This is a genomic window from Phaeovulum sp. W22_SRMD_FR3 (assembly GCF_052113705.1).
Classification (GTDB): domain Bacteria; phylum Pseudomonadota; class Alphaproteobacteria; order Rhodobacterales; family Rhodobacteraceae; genus JBGQOG01.
Window position 1 is genome coordinate 18,931 of record NZ_JBGQOG010000018.1, and the last position, 15,477, is coordinate 34,407.

The window sequence follows — 15,477 nt, forward strand, 5'->3', positions numbered from 1 at the left end:
GCTGGCGCTGGTTGTCGCCCTGTCTTGTCCCACATTTACCTAGGCCGAGGGCACAATGATTGGATTTCCTGTATCCATTATGCGCTCCGCTAAAAAGTTGATGCGCTGTCAGAAATGCTGCGGAGTGTATGAATGTCAGAAATGTGAAAGCTGCACTGCGGTATTGGTCGATTGGGTAAATGACCGCATAGGGCCCGGAGCGGCGGCGCTCCCGGCTTAAGCCCAGCAGCCACCACGCAGCAGCGCCGCAAGGCGGCTTTGAGCCCAAATTGACCGTGGGTCGTCAGGTCAAATTGGCAATTGCAGTGAGGCGAGCCCCGTCACGCCCCCCTTGCGACCGGCGATCTTGGCGTGGCGGAGGCCCTCGTCGGCGCGCGTTTTCAGACTTGCGGTCGAAGCACTTCACGTCTGAAACTCTAGCACCTTGGCAGGAGCTTTGCTGGTGTTTGTGCAACGCGGTGCGGAGGGCGAAACGGCGTTCTGACAGATCTTCTCGGGGATGCCCCGACGATCCCACACCTGGTCCATCCACACAACGTTCTGGTGAGCGCCATCTGTGCAATGCGTGGCTTCCTGCGCTGATAGGCTCAGTTGAGATGTGTCATGATGCGCGGTGATCTTCAGCTGCACTCCCGGCTCCGCAGGGATCGGCCGGTCCAGCAGGAAGGCCGTCCTTCCCCAATGACCCTCTGGGTCCAGGCCATTCGTCAGCTGAATGCCGGATGCAAGGTCCATTTCGAAATACACGAAAACGGCGTGGATGGTGCCGGTGCCGGTACAGTCGAGAGTCTCGGTCACGTGGCCAGAGTCCATCTTCGGTCTGGTGAAATCAAACTCGAACAGATCTTTCGCAGGCCCCAGCGGCCGCAGACCACAGGTCGCGAAGTCATTCGGCGTGATCCGCGCAACGGTCGCAAAGTGGTGAAACGCCGACAGATCAAAGCCCTCTGCCTGATGCGGACGCCAGAGATTCAGAAGCTTGTCGCTTTCCACCAACTGAGCCTTCAATTTACCGCGTTCAGGAATTGCACGCGCATCGGGCTTCGCCAACTTTTGCATGGCATGTTCGAGCGTGGCGAGCGCTCCTTCTCCGAGCAGCACGGTATCGACGATTTCAGAGATCACGACATCCGCCGGTTCCGGAAGATCCACGCCGACGACAAGGTTTTGCGACATCTTTGGGATGACTGTTATACGATCCGCGAGCCCGTTCGCTTCGATGACCCGCACCGCAGCCTGTGCGATCAGGGGCTGTTGCTCGCAGGTATAGACGTGTTTCGCACCGGCGCGTATCGCCAGCATTGCCGTCAAGCCAGCGCCGCACCCAATGTCGAGGACGACATCACCCGGCCTTACTTTCGCGGCAATGGCATCGGCATAGGCTCGATTGCGAAGCTTGTCCGCGAGCATGGGAAAATGCCAACGGGGAACGAAAATCTGGTAGAGCCGCTCCAGCAATATCTGCGCTTCGTGGTGATGGGGGTCCTTGGCCAAGGCCGCCAAGAGGAGCTGCGACGTTCGCAGCCCGCCATCTGTCAGCGGCTCGCGTTTGGCAAGGTGGACAAGGTGGTCCGCGTCTTGTGCCTCCTGATAATCAAGCTTTTGATGAATTTGATCATCTTCGTCAAAGGTCAGCGCGAGGTCTTTTGCCATCTTCAGTCGCCCTCATTCTAAGGAAACACTACCGTTGGCATATCCGCATCAAGGATAATAAACCGTTACTGACGCTTCCGGCAGCGCCATTCCCTGCCCACGGCCTCACACGACATGAATAACAAAGCGACTGGGTGAGCGTTCGGGGTCCGCTTCTGCCCGCGCCGGGGGCGGCAAAACGAGCACCGGTGAATCTCCTCTCTCCGCCCAACGCGCCAATAGTCTTGCTATCGCAGCGGAGACCGAGCTCACGGCGAACGGCAGAAAGGTCCGCACACCGACGTTCCAGCATTCCAAAATGCTGCGACATGCACGAATGGCCGGTTCGACGGGCCGCGCCGCGGCATGACCGCTTCGAGCCCTTTTGACCGTGATCCAACATGCGGATACAAGGGATCAATGAAAGTGCGTTCGACGGGCGGCAGGGGGTTGGCCTGTCGATAGGAGTGTGAATGGACGACAATCCGACCACTGGACAATGCCTTTGTGGCGCTGTGAAATTCCGCATATCGGGAGAGTTCGATAGCTTTTTCCTGTGCCACTGCTCCCGCTGCCGCAAGGACAGCGGTTCGGCCCATTCGGCAAACCTGTTTTCGTCCACGGCCACAATTACCTGGGTTTCAGGCGAGGAAAACATCAAGACGTTCAGGCTCTCCGGATCACGCCACGTAAAGAGCTTTTGCTCCGACTGCGGGTCCGCGCTGCCGGTTTCCCAGCCGGATGTTGGTTTGCTTGTCGTGCCCGCAGGATCGCTTGACAGTCAGATCGACATACGACCCAAGGCGCATATCTGCTGTTCCAGTCGCGCGAACTGGGACAGGGATCTTGCCTCCATCGAAAGGATAGAAGGGCTTCCCGGCTGACTGGGTCGAGCCCCTGATGCATCTCGGACAGCATCCAGACGTCAAGGACGCGCCCGGCGGCTCCGCCCGCATCAGCAAATTCGTCCCCGGTCTTTGCTACGCCAGGCCATGAGCGGCCGCTTCGGGAAAGCCGCACCGCAGCGTAAGAACACTCTCGACCGGCGGCTGGGGGCCGATCAGGTCGATACGACGGCGCTGGCCTCAAGAAGTGCTCGCCGCGCTGCTGCATGACGGCTTCGAGCCCATAGTTCACTTTCTCATTGATCTTGTTCAGTGCCGCAAGTGTCGTTCTCCCAGCGCCTGAACAATGCGCCGTCAAGAACATCCAGTTTTCCCAAGGGCACTGTTGAATACTCAAATTCAATGTCGAGTACATCGAGCGCAAAATTCAAACCGGAGTCAAAATTCACCGCTACGACTTCGGCCCTTTCACGTGTAAATTCAGATGGTTCTTGGTCCAGATAGTATCTGAATGTTGCCTTTCTGCCGTCCATTTTGAGGACTATCATCCTCATTTCGGTAGAGATTTCTCCGCTCAGGCACTTGCAGGCCCACATAAATATTTCGTCGTCTAAGGGCATTTCAAACCAATCCTCACGCTATACGAAAGAAAAGTCGCCTATTCTCTATGGCGCGACAATAGGCGGCAGGTTCGACCGCTCGGCAGACCTTGGTGCGGAGCGCCCCGAAAGATTGACCTCCGCCTTTCATGCACAGTACTGGCGCGGTGCTGCGACTGGCACGACCGGCCGCAAATGGTTGCGTTCGACTTTCCGATCTTGAGCATTGTGCGTGGGACGGTGATGGGCGGCGCGCTCAACGCATACTTCGGTCTTCGGTGGGGCCGTGGGATCCAGTGCGGCTGGCGCCTAACGTCGTCGCACGATGAAAGCAGAGGTTCCCAAATTCCATCTTTGGTCTCATCCATGAGATCCATATCCCTGCGCGTGGCGGAAACCCTTAGTTTATATATTTCAAGGAATTATAAGGAATTCCGTCTCGTTTACACCGAGAATGACGGCGGTTCGAATCCGTCACGACCCGCCATTTTTCAATACCTTGAATCATTAGTGTGCCTGCGGGCTCTCAATCCACACTGTCCGGATCCCAATTTCCGGGAGCAGTAGCCACTTTCCTGCGTTCGCGGCTGACGTTGCGGCGTTTCATGGGCGTCGCTTTCCTCACTACACTGACCCTCCCGATCAGCACGCGACGCCCGGACCCACCAAAGCCGCCCGACGTACACTGTCTCCCAGCACGCCCGCCAGCAAAATCGCACCCCTCCGCCGCCACGGCATATTCCGAGGATGCGGACCGGAAACAGGACTGCCTGCCGGTTGCAGCATTGCCAATGGAAATCGGTCACCGATGATGAAATCGATTTGTTGGAGCAAGATCGGTTTTATGTCTTTACATCGCTTTTCATGGCGGCCACTGTCGGCGGCACCCAACACGGACAGGGCAGCCATGGAACTCAACGGAAAATCAGCGGGCAAACCCACGATTGCGGGGCAGATCGAGGCGCGGCTGCGGCGCGATATTCTGCACGGCACCTTGGCCCCCGGCGCAAAGCTCAATCTCGACAGGCTGCGGGCGGCGATGGATGTGGGGCTTTCGCCGCTGCGCGAGGCCGTCACCCGGCTGGTGACCGAAGGGTTGCTCGAGGTTGAAACGCAGCGCGGCTATTCCGTCGCCCCGATCTCGATTGCCAATCTTGACGAGGTCTGCGCCCTGCGGCTGGAGTTGGAGCCCTATGCGCTGCGCAAATCCATTGAAAACGGCAACCTCGTCTGGGAATCTGAGGTCATGGGCGCGCTGCACCGGCTGAACAAGACCGAGCGGATTCCCGGCGATGCCGCCAGCCTTGCCGCCTGGGAGGCCGCGAACAACGCCTTTCATCTGACATTGGTCGCGCGCTGCGACATGCCGCTGCTGCTCAAGATGTACAAATCACTCGTCAGCATGAATGACCGCTACCGGCATCTCTATTTGCAGGCGGTGGCGGCCCAGCGCGATGTGATCGCGGAGCATACCGCGATTGCCCAGGCCGCGGTCGAGCGGCGTGCCGAGGATGCCGCCGCCTTGCTGGCCGCACATATCCAGGCCTCAACGAACAACCTGCGGCCGCTGATCGCCGCCGAGCTTCCGGCGGTGCCGCTGTGAAACGCGCGCTCGGATTGGGACATTTCACCTTTCTGGATCTGCCCCCGGTTGAACTGGTTCGGCTGGCGCGCCAGTCAGGCTTTGACTTCGTCGGGCTGCGCTTTCATCCGGTCGCGCCGGGGGGGCTCCATTGGTTGCCCGATGCGGCGGGCCTACGCGAACTGGCCCGCGTCCTGCAGGGCGAGGGGGTCAGGCTTTACGACATCGAAACGATTGTCATTGATGCGGCGTTGCGGCCCGGGGACCTTGTTCCGGCGATGGAGGCTGCCGCCGCATTGGGCGGCAAGCGCGTCAATGTCTGTGCGGATGTGTTTCCGGGTCTTTCCGAGACCTTTGCCGACATCGCCGCGCGGGCCGCGGACTGCGGGCTGGCGCTGGATCTGGAATGCATGGCCTGGCGCGGGATCAACACGCCGCGCGCCTGTCTCGATCTGATCACCGCGTCGGGCGCGCCGAACGCCGCCTATCTGCTCGATGCGCTGCACCATACGCGCTGTGGCGGCACGCCGGGGGACATCGCAGGGATGCTGCGCGGACAGGTGGTTTCGGCGCAACTCTGCGATGCGCCGGCCGTTGCCCCATCGGGCGAGGGCGCCCTGCTGGCCGAGGCGCGCGGCGGGCGGCTGCTGCCCGGCGACGGCGGGCTGGACCTTGCGGGGATCCTCGCGGCATTGCCCGGGGAAACGATTGTTTCCGTTGAACTGCCCTCGGCCCAGGACACCCGGCCGCCGCCCGAACGCGCCCGCGCCATCTTTGCGGCGACCTCCGCGCTGATCGCGGCGGGCGCCGCAACACCGACGGAGGATTTTCAATGACCATCATTCACAACCAGCAAGAGGTGACACCCGCTGTCCTGAAGGTCATGGAGCAGACCAGCGACCCGCGCCTGCGCGAGATCATGCTGAGCCTGATCACGCATCTGCATGGCTTCATCCGTGACGTGCGGCTGACCGAGACCGAATTCCAGCAAGCGACGCGGATCCTCAACACCATGGGTCAGCAGAGCAATGACAAGCACAATGAATTCGTGCTCATGGCGGGATCGCTGGGCGTCTCCTCGCTGGTCTGTCTGCTCAACAACGGCGACAAGGGCACGACCGAGACCACGCAATCGCTGCTCGGTCCGTTCTGGCGCCTGCACCACCCCCTGACCGAGAACGGCGGCTCGATCCTGCGCTCGGACACGCCGGGGCCCCGGCTTTATGGCACGTTTTCCTTCGTTGATCCGGCGGGCATGCCGATCGAGGGGCTGGAGGTGGACATCTGGCATGCCTCGCCCGTCGGGCTTTATGAGAACCAGGACGAGAGCCAGGCCGCCTTCAATCTGCGCGGCAAGTTCATCACAGGGGCGGACGGCATCGTGCGCTTCAAATCGGTCAAGCCCGTCGGCTATCCGATCCCGACGCATACGACGGTCGGCAGGCTGCTGGACGCGCAGAACCGCCACCCGTACCGCCCGGCGCATGTCCATGTCCTTGCCCACAAGCCGGGGTTCAAGACGCTGATCAACCAGACCTATGTCGATGAGACCGATTACCTCACCTCGGATGTCCAGTTCGGGGTGACCGAGGCGCTGATCGGCACGCTTGAACGGCACGAGGGGCCGCATCCGCAAGATGGCGATGTCGGCGAATGGTTCATGCTCGAACACAGGCTGACGCTGGAACCGGGCGTCTCCACACTTCCCATTCCCCCGATCAAGTGAGCAGCAGATGTTGACAGAAGTACAGCGCCAGGCGGCGGCCGACGCGATCCTGCACGCCGAGCAGACCCGTCAGGTCTGTCCGCAACCCTCGAAGACCTGGCCCGGCATGACGCTGGAAGATGCCTATGACGTGCAGCGTCGCTGGGCTGCGGCGCGCATGGCCGCCGGGGCGCGGATCGTCGGCCGCAAGATCGGCCTGACCAGCCGCGCCATGCAGCAGGCCTCGAAGATGACCGAGCCGGATTACGGTGTCATTCTGGACGATGCCTTGTTTCAGGACGGCGCGCGCATCAAGGCCGGTACCTTCATCAAACCACGGCTTGAGGTCGAGCTGGCCTTTGTTCTGGGCGAGGATCTGTCCGGCGCCGGATGTCAGGTGCATGACGTGCTCAGGGCGACGGAATTCGTGCAGCCCGCGCTGGAGATCATCGATTACCGCACCGAAGTGCCGCGCCAGATCGTGGATACCATCGCCGACAACGCCGCCTTTGGCGCCATCGTTCTCGGCGGCCGCACAATTCGCCCCTTCGATGTCGATCTGCGCTGGATCGGCGCCACCCTGTCGCAAAACGGCGTGATCGAGGAATCGGGTGTTTCGGCTGCGGTCATGGGGCATCCTGCGGCCGGGCTGGCCTGGCTGGTGAACAAGCTGGCGCCCTTGGGCGGCGGGCTGAAAAAGGGCGATATCGTGCTCGGCGGCTCGTTCACCCGACCCGTCGATATTGTCTCGGGCGATGTGATCTTTGCCGATTACGGCCCCCTCGGCTCTCTGGGTGTCCGGTTCGAGTGACCCGGCCGCCCCTTACCCCTTTCGCGACGCAACCATGCAGGATCTGGCCATGAACCTACCGCCCAACCATTTCAAGGCCGCGCTGCGTGCCGGACAGCGCCAGATCGGCCTCTGGAGCTCGCTCGCCGATCCGAATGCGGCAGAGCTTCTGGCCGGATGCGGCTATGACTGGATGATGTTCGACACCGAGCATTCGACCGCGAGCCTGAACGAGGTCGTGGGCTTTTTGCGCGCGCTTGCGCCCTATCCGGTCAGCGCGGTGGTGCGCCCCGGCTGGAACAATCCGGTGGAGATCAAAAAGCTTCTGGATGCCGGGGCACAGACCCTGCTGATCCCCTATGTTCAGAACGCGGAGGAGGCCCGGGCGGCGGTGGCGGCGGTGACCTATCCGCCCCACGGCCTGCGCGGCGTCTCGGGGATCACCCGCGCCACCCGTTACGGTGCGGTGGCCGGTTATGCCACCCGTGCGCAGGAGGAAATCTGCCTGCTGGTGCAGGTTGAAACCCGCGAGGCGCTGCTGCAGTTGCGCGAAATCGCGCAGGTGCCGGGGGTGGACGGTGTGTTCTTCGGCCCGGCGGATCTGGCGGCCAGTCTGGGCCATCCCGGCCAGCCGTCGCATCCCGAGGTCCGCAAGGCGATCCTTGATGGCATTGGCGTGCTTGGTGATCTCGGCGTGCCGGCCGGGATTTTGTCGCTGGATCAGGATTTTCTGCGCGAGGCCAAAGCGGCCGGTGCCCTGTTCATCGCGGTGGATATCGACAGTGGATTGCTGCGCCGCGCCGCGCTGGCGCGGCGGGCCGAATGGTCCTGAGGTCTTGATCTGCGCGCCCGCATCCGGGCCCGGTGCGACGCTGCCGCGCCGGGGCAGAAGCGATCCGACAAGGCGATGCGCAAGCGCCGTTCTGAGGGTTTCGCGGTGAGGGTGGCCCTTTGGGCCATGCGCGCGGAACGGATGACGGCTGAACTGGCGATGACATAGGCTATCCATCCGCCGATGCACCGCGGCAGGACGCGCATTTCGTAGGCCGCGACCGCAAAGCCCCGGGCGTGGTCCAGGCGGGGACAGGCGCGGGCGCGGCGGCGTGGGATGACCCCGCAGCCGGTGATAGGGCAGGCGGCCCTGCACCCCCGGTGATTGGCCTGCGCGACGATGCGGCGCCCCCCCGGCGGCGGTATGGCCTGACGCAGCACAATTCGGGAAGGGCTGATGCCGAAGCAAACAGAACGGAGCTTCACTGGCGCAAGGACAAAACACCTGCGCTGACGATCATCACCATGCCCAAAGATGCAATCAGATCCGGTGTCTCGTTGAAAAACACGATGCCCCACAGGACGGCGAAACCGACATAGGCAAAGTCGAAGGCCCCGATCATCGCGGGCGGGCCGTTCTGGTAAGCGATGGCGGCACCGATGCTGCCGATCAGGATCGCGGCCGCCAGCAGCCCCATTGAGACCCATTCGCCCTGCGCCATGGCTGTCCAGGGCGCCAGCAAGAACCCGTGCCGGAACACGGCAGGCACGCGCAGGATCAGACCGGCCGCGAGCGCTCCGACAATGATGAAACCGAGGTTCAGGGCGAGGGACAAGATCAACGGGTGTTCCTCGCGGCACCGTCGCCGCGTCACGATCATCGCCCCGGCATAGAGCATCGCCGACAGCAACGGCAAAAGGGCATAGAGATTGAAGTCCCCCGCCTTCGGCCGCAGGATGAGCAAAACGCCCGCAAAGCCCAGAACAACGGCAAGCCATCCGGTTCCGGAGATGCGATCGCCGACGAAGATCGCCGAGAAGAGCGTGATGAAAATCGGCAGCGTGTAATAGGCCGCAGCCGCCGCAGAGAGCGCCAGCTTTGGCAGCGAGAGGTAGTAACAAACCCACATAGCGATCAGCATCAGGCTTCGCACCGCGATCCACCCGCAGGCTTTCGGCATCCGCCACTGCCCGGCCAGGATCACCGCGCCCGCCAGAACCGGCACCACGACCAATGACCGGACCACGAAGATCTGCCAGATGACGAAGCTGCCACTGGTCATCTTGATCAGCGCATCCCCGAGTGACAGCGACAGCACGGTCAGGATGATCGACGCAACGGCCAGCGGAATACGATCCGCAGAGGTGCTGTTTGCAGATGCCGACATGAAAGCTCCCCTTTGACGATAGGAACTTTACGGGAACATTTCAGCCAAAGCAATGACCGCGAAGGGGTCGGGGCCAGCTTGCGGCCGCCCGGCATCTTGTCTCGGGCGGCCGGCGCTCTTCTCAGGCCAGTGCCGTTGCTTCGATCTCGAAGAGAAGTCCCGGCATCGCGAGCGCTGTCACCCCGAGGAGGGTCATCGGCGGCGCCACCTGATGCGGGCCAAAGCGCTTGCCCATGAGGTCAAAGTTCCTGAGCGCCTCCTCAACATCCGTCGCATAGAGACCAAGCCTGACGACATCGCGCAAGGTCATGCCTGCCGCCGTCAGAACAGCCTCAAGGTTGTCGAGCGCGAGGCCGATCTGACCCCGCATATCGCCGGGATGCTGCGGCCTTCCATCCCCATCAACGCTGGTTTGGCCCGCACAGATCAACTGACGGCGGGCACCAATGATGATTTCGGCCTGATTGTAGCCGAGCTTGCCCGACCAATCCCAAGGGTTCACAGCTTTGCGTTCCATGGTGCACATCTCCTGCTTTGGTTGCTGTAAAGGCTCTAATTTGAAACAGTGCCAAAATGTGTCACCTTTTATGCTATGGTGGGGCCATGAACGCACGCATCAGACAAGACGCCATCCTGCGCAGCCTCCGGCGCAACGGAACCTCCACGATCCGGACATTGGCCGAAGAGGTTGGCAGCTCGCGCCGCACCATATTGCGTGACATCAGCGCGCTGCGGGATCAGGGCTATGTGATCCATGCCGATGTCGGTCGCGGCGGCGGGCTTCAGCTCGATCCGCAATCGGTGCATATGACGGCCAGGTTTTCCGTGCCGGAAGTCTTCGCCCTGCTGATCAGCGTCGCCGCCATGCGCGCGGCGGGCACCTTGCCGTTCTCGGAACTCGCGGATGCCGGGCTGGCCAGGATCGAAAAGGCGCTGCCCGCCGACAAGGTAAAGGACCTGCGCGCCTTTCTCGGCTGTCTGCACATCGGGAAGCTGTCGCCGCTCCAGGACCTGTCGGACATGGGCAAGATGGACCGGAACCTTCTGCCCGCCTTCGAGACCGCATTTCTTCACCGCGAACGCCTCCGCTTTGACTATCGCGATGCGAAGGGGCAGCACACAGAGCGCGAGGTCGAACCCCAGGCCATGCTGATCCTGCCGCCGCTGTGGTATCTCGTCGGATGGGACCCCGCGCGCGCGGGTTTTCGTCATTTCCGGATGGATCGGATCAGTCAGCCAGTGGCGGTGGCGGGAACAAGTTTTCGCCGCCGCCACGTGCCGTTTGACGATGATGTCTGCCCCTACAGCGTCTTGCAGCACAGGGAATAGTGGTCCGCCAAGCACCGGACAGCCGCTGACCATTTGGGCTTTGCGCCCGCTTGCGGCACCGTGGGGCGCCGTTCATGGCCTGTCGCCACGACATCCGGGGGCGAATGGCGCGGTTGCGGCTGCCGCGCGCTGTTGGCGCGATTGCCCCATCTCGGCGACGGGTGAGGCGCGGAACAAGCGGTGGTTTTGGCGAGGCGGTGGCGGAACCGCCGCCTGCCAGCCGCCCTGATCAGGCGGCTTTGACCAATGCGAAACCAATCCTTGCACCATGTCCCAAGCCGTACCCAAGTTGAATCATCATCTCGGCCATCGGTTCCAGATAGCGTGCATTGCGGAGCGGGCCGCAGTCGATGGCCACCATTCCCAGATCTTCGGCAAAGCGCATGACCTGCGCGCGCGCATCGGCATCATCCGCGGCAACATAGACCGGCACCGGCGCGGCCATGCCCGCGGCCTGACCTTTGAGAAGGTCTGAAAAGACCTTGTTGAACGCTTTGACCACCCGCGTGCCGGAGACCATGGAGGCCAGGGTTTCACCGGCAGATGTATCATGCCCAACCGTCAGGCTCATGTAGTCCGGAGCCAGCGGATTGGTGACATCGATCAGCACCTTTCCCGTGAGCGCATCCTGCACCGACCTTATCGACAGCAGCGCCTTTGCCGGATCGTAGGGCAGGGCGAGCACGACGAGGTCGGCGGCTTTGATCGCGGTTTCCGCGTCCCCGTCCTGACCCACAACGCTCACATCATATCCGGCTTTGCGGCTCAGCTCGGCCATGGGCGCGCCCATGTTCCCGCACCCAAGAATTGCTACCTTCATCACATTTCTCCTGTTTTGTGTCGATACGGGAGGTATAGCCACGACAGGCTTGGCTGACTTTCCGCCATCTGCCAATGAATATGGATTAACTGCCAAACCGAAGAGAAAGCGATGACCGCGCGGATCGACCCTGACCAGACGCCGATGCCGATCTTCGTTCTGAAGGAGCGGTACGCGCATATCCGCGTGCCGTTCCACGCGCATCGCCGCGCCCAGCTCATTCATGTGAGCCAGGGCACACTCACCGTTGCCACCCGGCATCATCAATGGACCATTCCGCCACAGCGCGGTGTCTGGATCGCCCCCGGCAGCGCGCACCGGATCGCCTCTGCCACGCCGTTTACGCTGACGACCTGCTATGTGGAGCCGGAACGCTTCGGCACACAGCACCAAGGCATTGTCGCCATTGATGCCCTGACTCAGGCGTTGCTGCCCGAGATTGCCGACCTCGGCGCGGATTGGAAAACGCCGGAAGCCGAACGGTTGGTCAGTGTGTTGTTCGACCGTTTGAAAGCCCTGCCGGATCCCAGAGCGGGCTTGCCGATTGCATCGGAGGGACCGGTGGCGCGGCTGGCGAAACTCCTGCTGAATGACCCCGCGCTGCAGGACCCTTTGTCAGCGCTGGCGCGCCGCACGGGCCTCAGCGAGCGCACCGCCGCGCGCCATTTCTTGTCGGAATATGGAATGTCTTTCGGGGCCTGGCGGCGACAATTACGGCTTCAGACGGCGCTGGCGCGACTTGGGGCAGGTGTCTCGGTGACCGCGGCGGCCTTCGACGTCGGATACAAGGATGTGTCGTCTTTCATCACGGCATTCCGGGCGGAATACGGAACCTCGCCGGGCCAGATGTTCCGGGCAAAAACCTAGAGACGCCAGTGCCTGACCCGGCAGCGGCCGCTGGGCTGAATGCGCGTTTTGGTGGTTGTACGGGCAGGTTGGTGCGGCAAGGGGGGACGGAGCTGTTCGACCGAACGCAGCCGCCGTGGCGCCGGGGGCAGCCGCAGGCAGTTTCCGTCTGGAGTCTACGGTTGAGAGGGCCGGTTCTTGCCGATCCGGCCTTGCGGGCGTGACCGCCCCCGACGCCACCGATGTGCCGACGAGGGGCTCCGATGCTCCACCAGGGAGGAGGGTCAGGCCGGAAAGTGTGACGGTCTGGCGAGGGTCACTGCATCAAGGCCGCGCCGCAGACTGCGGGCGCGGGGCGCTTTTCCGCAAACCGTCCAAGGCCCGGTGATCAGAACGGGATATCGTCGTCAAAGCCCGAATTGCCGCCCGGCGCGCTGGCGCCTGCGCTGCCGCCGCCGCGCGGTTCCTCGTCATAGCCGCCGTAGCCGCCACCCTGACCGCCGCCGTAACCGCCCTGGCCCGCGCCGCCGCCCGACCCGCCGCCATCGCGGCCGTCCAGAAGCGTCAGCTCACCGCGGAACGGACGCAGCACCACCTCGGTGGAATAGCGGTCTGCCCCCGACTGGTCCTGCCATTTGCGGGTTTCCAGCTGGCCTTCGATGTACACTTTCGAGCCTTTGCGCAGATATTGCTCGGCGATCTTCGCCAAAGGTTCCGAGAAAATCGCCACCGAATGCCATTCGGTGCGCTCTTTGCGCTCGCCCGAGGCTTTGTCGCGCCAGGTTTCCGAGGTGGCAATCCGCAGGTTGCAGACTTTACCGCCATTGGGGAAAGACCGCACTTCCGGATCGCGGCCCAGATTGCCGACGATGATCACCTTGTTGACCGAACCCGCCATGTTGTCCTCCGCTCGAATCTGATTTGGCGACCGTGATAGACCAAAGCTGCTGCGGAAGAAAGCGGCGCTTGGGTCGGTGGGGGGCACAAATGGACAGCGCGCGGCGGCACGGGGCAGGGCCTTTCCGTCGGCGGGGAATTGCCGAGGGAAATCGGCCCGGAAAGGGAGCTTTTCACAAGGCTGGCGCTTTGGCCACATCCGGGTATAGTCCCTGCGGAGCCAGCAGGGTTCGGGGGAAATGCATGCGGCGTGTTGTGGCGATGGTTGTGTTGGGGGGCATGGGTTTGATGCCGCAAACGGTGGGGGCCGAAGGGCTGTCACTTTCGGGTGGGTCGGTGAAGTCGCGCGCGGCGCTGTTCGCAACGCAAACCCGGCTGATGGACCGCCGTCTGTCCTCGCAATATTCCGCCTCGAAACGCCTGCAGCCTGGTTTCACCCTCGACGACAGCGACGAGGCGATCGTGCTGCCCCGCTACCGCGGCCGCTACCGTGGCGAGCATCTGGCCACGGCCAAGGCGGCGGCGAACCGGTATGGTGTGCCCGAGGATCTCTTCTTGCGGCTCGTGCAGCAGGAAAGCGGCTGGAATCCCAATGCCGTGTCCAACAAAGGTGCCATCGGCCTCGCGCAGTTGATGCCGGGGACCGCGGCCAAGCTGGGGGTGGATCCGCGCGATCCGCAGGCCAATCTCAACGGCGGCGCGCGCTATCTGCGGATGATGTACGACCGGTTCGGCGATTGGAAACTGGCGCTGGCGGCCTATAATGCCGGGCCGGAGGCGGTGGCGAAGCATGGCAGCGTGCCGCCCTATCAGGAAACCCTGAACTATGTGCGGGTGGTTTTCGGCAGCGGCTGACCGGCCCGGCCCCCGCGACACGAAGGATCACACCATGCTGACGCACAAGCCCGTCCTGTGCTGGCTGGCAACCGTTGATGCCCGAAACCGGCCCAATGTCTCGCCAAAGGAGATCTTTGCGGAAATCGCGGAGGATCACCTTGTCATTGCCGATATCGCTTCGGCGGGCACGGTGCGCAACATCAGGGCCAACCCGGAGGTCTGTGTGAGCATGATCGACATTTTCCTGCAAAGGGGGTGTAAACTGGACGGCACCGCCGAGATCATCGCGGCAGATCATCCCGAACATCCGGCCTTGTGCGCCCCCTTGACCGCGATGGCGGGGGGTCATTTTCCCATCCGCCACGTGATTTCCGTGCATGTGACCCGCAGGTCCCCGATCCTGGCGCCAAGCTACACATTCTTCCCAACGCGCAGCGAAGCCGAGATGCGCGCGGATGCCTATCGGAGCTATGGCGTTCAGCCGGCGGCGACGGGCCGTTAGGCTGCCCCTGTCAACGAACCGCGCGGCCCTTTCGCAAACAGGGCGCTGCGGCCGCCAATCCAGCGATATATTGCGAAAAAGCCGCCCGGTGTCGGGCGGCTTTTCTCTGCATAGGGCCTGAATATCTCTCAGGCTATGTGAAATCTCAGGCCCATTGAAATCCGGCAGGCGGTTACGGAATGATCCGCGTGTATTTCGACCCCGCCAGCGAAGCACCGGCGATCAGACCGGCCTGACCAAAGACCAGCGCGATGACCGGCGCGGTGGCGGTGGTGGTGTCGGCACCGATGGCGCCGCCGCGGTCGGGCAGCGCGTAGCGCGCATCCGCGCCCAGTTCCCAACCATCCGCACGGCGGAAATTGGCCAGCGCATCTTGCGTCATGAAGAACAAGGCATGCGCATATTGCTGCGCGCCGATCTGGAAGCCAAAGCTCGCCGAGGTGGCCGAATAGTAATCCACCGTCACATTGTTGATCCGGAGCGCGCCGGTCCCGTAAGAGCCGCCAAAGCCAAAGCCCGCCTCGGTCACCAGCGGCATATAGAGCACGCCGACCGCCTTGTTCATCAGATCCTGCGTGCCGGGATAGCGGTTGATCAGGAAGTCGCGCGTTGCATCGACCCGCGCATCCAGCTTGGCCGCGCCGCCGGTGCCAATGCCATTGCCGCAGGCCGCAAGGCCCAGGGTCGCACCGCCCGCCAGGATCAGACCCCGGCGGCTGAGGCGCGCTTGGCGCACCGTCGAAGGGGTTTCACTCAGGGACGTGCCGAAAGAAGGGGATTTCCGGGTCATTGCTCTGCCTCGCTTTGGTTCCCGGGCATTGGATGCCCTTTTTTTCTATAGATAGACGAAATTCCCTGACTTGTCACTGTCGCTGGTGGGATCTGTCAAGCAAAAGCCCCGTGAAATGACCGTGACCGCCGCAAGATACGCCGT

At 62.6% G+C, this 15,477-nt stretch carries 17 protein-coding genes; 10 read left to right on the forward strand and 7 right to left on the reverse strand.

The genetic code is table 11. The features are described 5' to 3' along the window. Positions 1-402 precede the first annotated feature (402 nt). On the reverse strand, positions 403-1,653 hold the full coding sequence (locus ACEN2S_RS18285; protein ID WP_441868757.1) for a 50S ribosomal protein L11 methyltransferase: 1,251 nt from the start codon (positions 1,651-1,653) through the stop codon (positions 403-405). A gap of 452 nt (positions 1,654-2,105) precedes the next feature. Between ACEN2S_RS18285 and ACEN2S_RS18290 the strand changes: the two genes are divergently transcribed. Next, positions 2,106-2,516, forward strand: a complete 411-nt coding sequence (locus ACEN2S_RS18290) for a GFA family protein (RefSeq protein ID WP_441868760.1) — start codon at positions 2,106-2,108, stop codon at positions 2,514-2,516. Between the two features lie 257 nt (positions 2,517-2,773). Here ACEN2S_RS18290 and ACEN2S_RS18295 read toward each other — a convergent pair whose 3' ends face one another. Beyond that, entirely contained in the window at positions 2,774-3,097 is a 324-nt protein-coding gene (locus ACEN2S_RS18295) for a hypothetical protein (RefSeq protein ID WP_441868763.1), read from the reverse strand. 886 nt (positions 3,098-3,983) lie between these two features. Here ACEN2S_RS18295 and ACEN2S_RS18300 point away from each other — a divergent pair. The 5 genes from ACEN2S_RS18300 to ACEN2S_RS18320 are packed head-to-tail and all read left to right on the forward strand — an operon-like array spanning position 3,984 to position 7,985. Beyond that, positions 3,984-4,679, forward strand: coding sequence for a GntR family transcriptional regulator (locus tag ACEN2S_RS18300; RefSeq protein WP_441868766.1), 696 nt, complete (start codon positions 3,984-3,986; stop codon positions 4,677-4,679). Continuing rightward, positions 4,676-5,494 (forward strand): sugar phosphate isomerase/epimerase family protein, encoded by an 819-nt coding sequence (locus ACEN2S_RS18305; RefSeq protein ID WP_441868769.1) that lies wholly within the window; start codon positions 4,676-4,678, stop codon positions 5,492-5,494. Before ACEN2S_RS18300 ends, ACEN2S_RS18305 begins: the two co-directional genes overlap by 4 nt. Continuing rightward, a complete protein-coding gene (locus ACEN2S_RS18310) occupies positions 5,491-6,384 on the forward strand; it encodes a dioxygenase family protein (protein ID WP_441868772.1) in 894 nt (297 codons plus the stop codon). Before ACEN2S_RS18305 ends, ACEN2S_RS18310 begins: the two co-directional genes overlap by 4 nt. 7 nt (positions 6,385-6,391) lie before the next feature. Further along, entirely contained in the window at positions 6,392-7,174 is a 783-nt protein-coding gene (hpaH, locus tag ACEN2S_RS18315; RefSeq protein WP_441868775.1) for a 2-oxo-hept-4-ene-1,7-dioate hydratase, read from the forward strand. A gap of 49 nt (positions 7,175-7,223) precedes the next feature. Further along, entirely contained in the window at positions 7,224-7,985 is a 762-nt protein-coding gene (locus ACEN2S_RS18320) for an HpcH/HpaI aldolase family protein (RefSeq protein ID WP_441868778.1), read from the forward strand. Positions 7,986-8,406: 421 nt separating this feature from the next. On the opposite strand, the gene ACEN2S_RS18325 is transcribed toward ACEN2S_RS18320, so the two are convergent. Next, complete coding sequence (locus ACEN2S_RS18325) at positions 8,407-9,312, reverse strand: DMT family transporter (protein WP_441868781.1); 906 nt, start codon at positions 9,310-9,312, stop codon at positions 8,407-8,409. A 121-nt stretch (positions 9,313-9,433) separates the two neighbouring features. Continuing rightward, positions 9,434-9,829, reverse strand: coding sequence for a RidA family protein (locus tag ACEN2S_RS18330; protein ID WP_441868784.1), 396 nt, complete (start codon positions 9,827-9,829; stop codon positions 9,434-9,436). An 86-nt stretch (positions 9,830-9,915) separates the two neighbouring features. Here ACEN2S_RS18330 and ACEN2S_RS18335 point away from each other — a divergent pair, with 86 nt between their 5' ends. Then, positions 9,916-10,641 carry a helix-turn-helix transcriptional regulator gene (locus ACEN2S_RS18335; RefSeq protein WP_441868787.1) on the forward strand — a complete coding sequence of 242 codons (726 nt, stop codon included), beginning with the start codon at positions 9,916-9,918 and terminating at the stop codon, positions 10,639-10,641. Positions 10,642-10,870: 229 nt separating this feature from the next. On the opposite strand, the gene ACEN2S_RS18340 is transcribed toward ACEN2S_RS18335, so the two are convergent. Next, on the reverse strand, positions 10,871-11,461 hold the full coding sequence (locus ACEN2S_RS18340; protein WP_441868790.1) for an NADPH-dependent F420 reductase: 591 nt from the start codon (positions 11,459-11,461) through the stop codon (positions 10,871-10,873). A gap of 111 nt (positions 11,462-11,572) precedes the next feature. On the opposite strand from ACEN2S_RS18340, the gene ACEN2S_RS18345 reads away from it, so the two are divergent. Further along, a complete protein-coding gene (locus ACEN2S_RS18345; protein WP_441868793.1) occupies positions 11,573-12,328 on the forward strand; it encodes an AraC family transcriptional regulator in 756 nt (251 codons plus the stop codon). Positions 12,329-12,695: 367 nt separating this feature from the next. Here the strand turns inward: ACEN2S_RS18345 and ssb are convergent, their stop codons facing one another. Further along, complete coding sequence (gene ssb / locus ACEN2S_RS18350) at positions 12,696-13,205, reverse strand: single-stranded DNA-binding protein (RefSeq protein ID WP_441868796.1); 510 nt, start codon at positions 13,203-13,205, stop codon at positions 12,696-12,698. 242 nt (positions 13,206-13,447) lie between these two features. On the opposite strand from ssb, the gene ACEN2S_RS18355 reads away from it, so the two are divergent. After that, positions 13,448-14,059, forward strand: coding sequence for a lytic transglycosylase domain-containing protein (locus tag ACEN2S_RS18355; RefSeq protein ID WP_441868799.1), 612 nt, complete (start codon positions 13,448-13,450; stop codon positions 14,057-14,059). A gap of 34 nt (positions 14,060-14,093) precedes the next feature. Next, positions 14,094-14,543, forward strand: a complete 450-nt coding sequence (locus ACEN2S_RS18360) for a pyridoxamine 5'-phosphate oxidase family protein (RefSeq protein WP_441868802.1) — start codon at positions 14,094-14,096, stop codon at positions 14,541-14,543. A gap of 172 nt (positions 14,544-14,715) precedes the next feature. Here ACEN2S_RS18360 and ACEN2S_RS18365 read toward each other — a convergent pair whose 3' ends face one another. Further along, positions 14,716-15,333: a YSC84-related protein gene (locus ACEN2S_RS18365; RefSeq protein ID WP_441868805.1), complete on the reverse strand. Its 618-nt coding sequence runs from the start codon at positions 15,331-15,333 to the stop codon at positions 14,716-14,718. Positions 15,334-15,477: the final 144 nt, after the last annotated feature.

What these genes read in the sequence shown, in the direction of transcription:
- ACEN2S_RS18285 (WP_441868757.1), bottom strand. Translation starts at nt 1,653, where the DNA reads ATGGCAAAAGACCTCGCGCTGACCTTTGACGAAGATGATCAAATTCAT.
- ACEN2S_RS18290 (WP_441868760.1), top strand. Translation starts at nt 2,106, where the DNA reads ATGGACGACAATCCGACCACTGGACAATGCCTTTGTGGCGCTGTGAAA.
- ACEN2S_RS18295 (WP_441868763.1), bottom strand. Translation starts at nt 3,097, where the DNA reads ATGCCCTTAGACGACGAAATATTTATGTGGGCCTGCAAGTGCCTGAGC.
- ACEN2S_RS18300 (WP_441868766.1), top strand. Translation starts at nt 3,984, where the DNA reads ATGGAACTCAACGGAAAATCAGCGGGCAAACCCACGATTGCGGGGCAG.
- ACEN2S_RS18310 (WP_441868772.1), top strand. Translation starts at nt 5,491, where the DNA reads ATGACCATCATTCACAACCAGCAAGAGGTGACACCCGCTGTCCTGAAG.
- hpaH (WP_441868775.1), top strand. Translation starts at nt 6,392, where the DNA reads ATGTTGACAGAAGTACAGCGCCAGGCGGCGGCCGACGCGATCCTGCAC.
- ACEN2S_RS18320 (WP_441868778.1), top strand. Translation starts at nt 7,224, where the DNA reads ATGAACCTACCGCCCAACCATTTCAAGGCCGCGCTGCGTGCCGGACAG.
- ACEN2S_RS18325 (WP_441868781.1), bottom strand. Translation starts at nt 9,312, where the DNA reads ATGTCGGCATCTGCAAACAGCACCTCTGCGGATCGTATTCCGCTGGCC.
- ACEN2S_RS18330 (WP_441868784.1), bottom strand. Translation starts at nt 9,829, where the DNA reads ATGGAACGCAAAGCTGTGAACCCTTGGGATTGGTCGGGCAAGCTCGGC.
- ACEN2S_RS18335 (WP_441868787.1), top strand. Translation starts at nt 9,916, where the DNA reads ATGAACGCACGCATCAGACAAGACGCCATCCTGCGCAGCCTCCGGCGC.
- ACEN2S_RS18340 (WP_441868790.1), bottom strand. Translation starts at nt 11,461, where the DNA reads ATGAAGGTAGCAATTCTTGGGTGCGGGAACATGGGCGCGCCCATGGCC.
- ACEN2S_RS18345 (WP_441868793.1), top strand. Translation starts at nt 11,573, where the DNA reads ATGACCGCGCGGATCGACCCTGACCAGACGCCGATGCCGATCTTCGTT.
- ssb (WP_441868796.1), bottom strand. Translation starts at nt 13,205, where the DNA reads ATGGCGGGTTCGGTCAACAAGGTGATCATCGTCGGCAATCTGGGCCGC.
- ACEN2S_RS18355 (WP_441868799.1), top strand. Translation starts at nt 13,448, where the DNA reads ATGCGGCGTGTTGTGGCGATGGTTGTGTTGGGGGGCATGGGTTTGATG.
- ACEN2S_RS18360 (WP_441868802.1), top strand. Translation starts at nt 14,094, where the DNA reads ATGCTGACGCACAAGCCCGTCCTGTGCTGGCTGGCAACCGTTGATGCC.
- ACEN2S_RS18365 (WP_441868805.1), bottom strand. Translation starts at nt 15,333, where the DNA reads ATGACCCGGAAATCCCCTTCTTTCGGCACGTCCCTGAGTGAAACCCCT.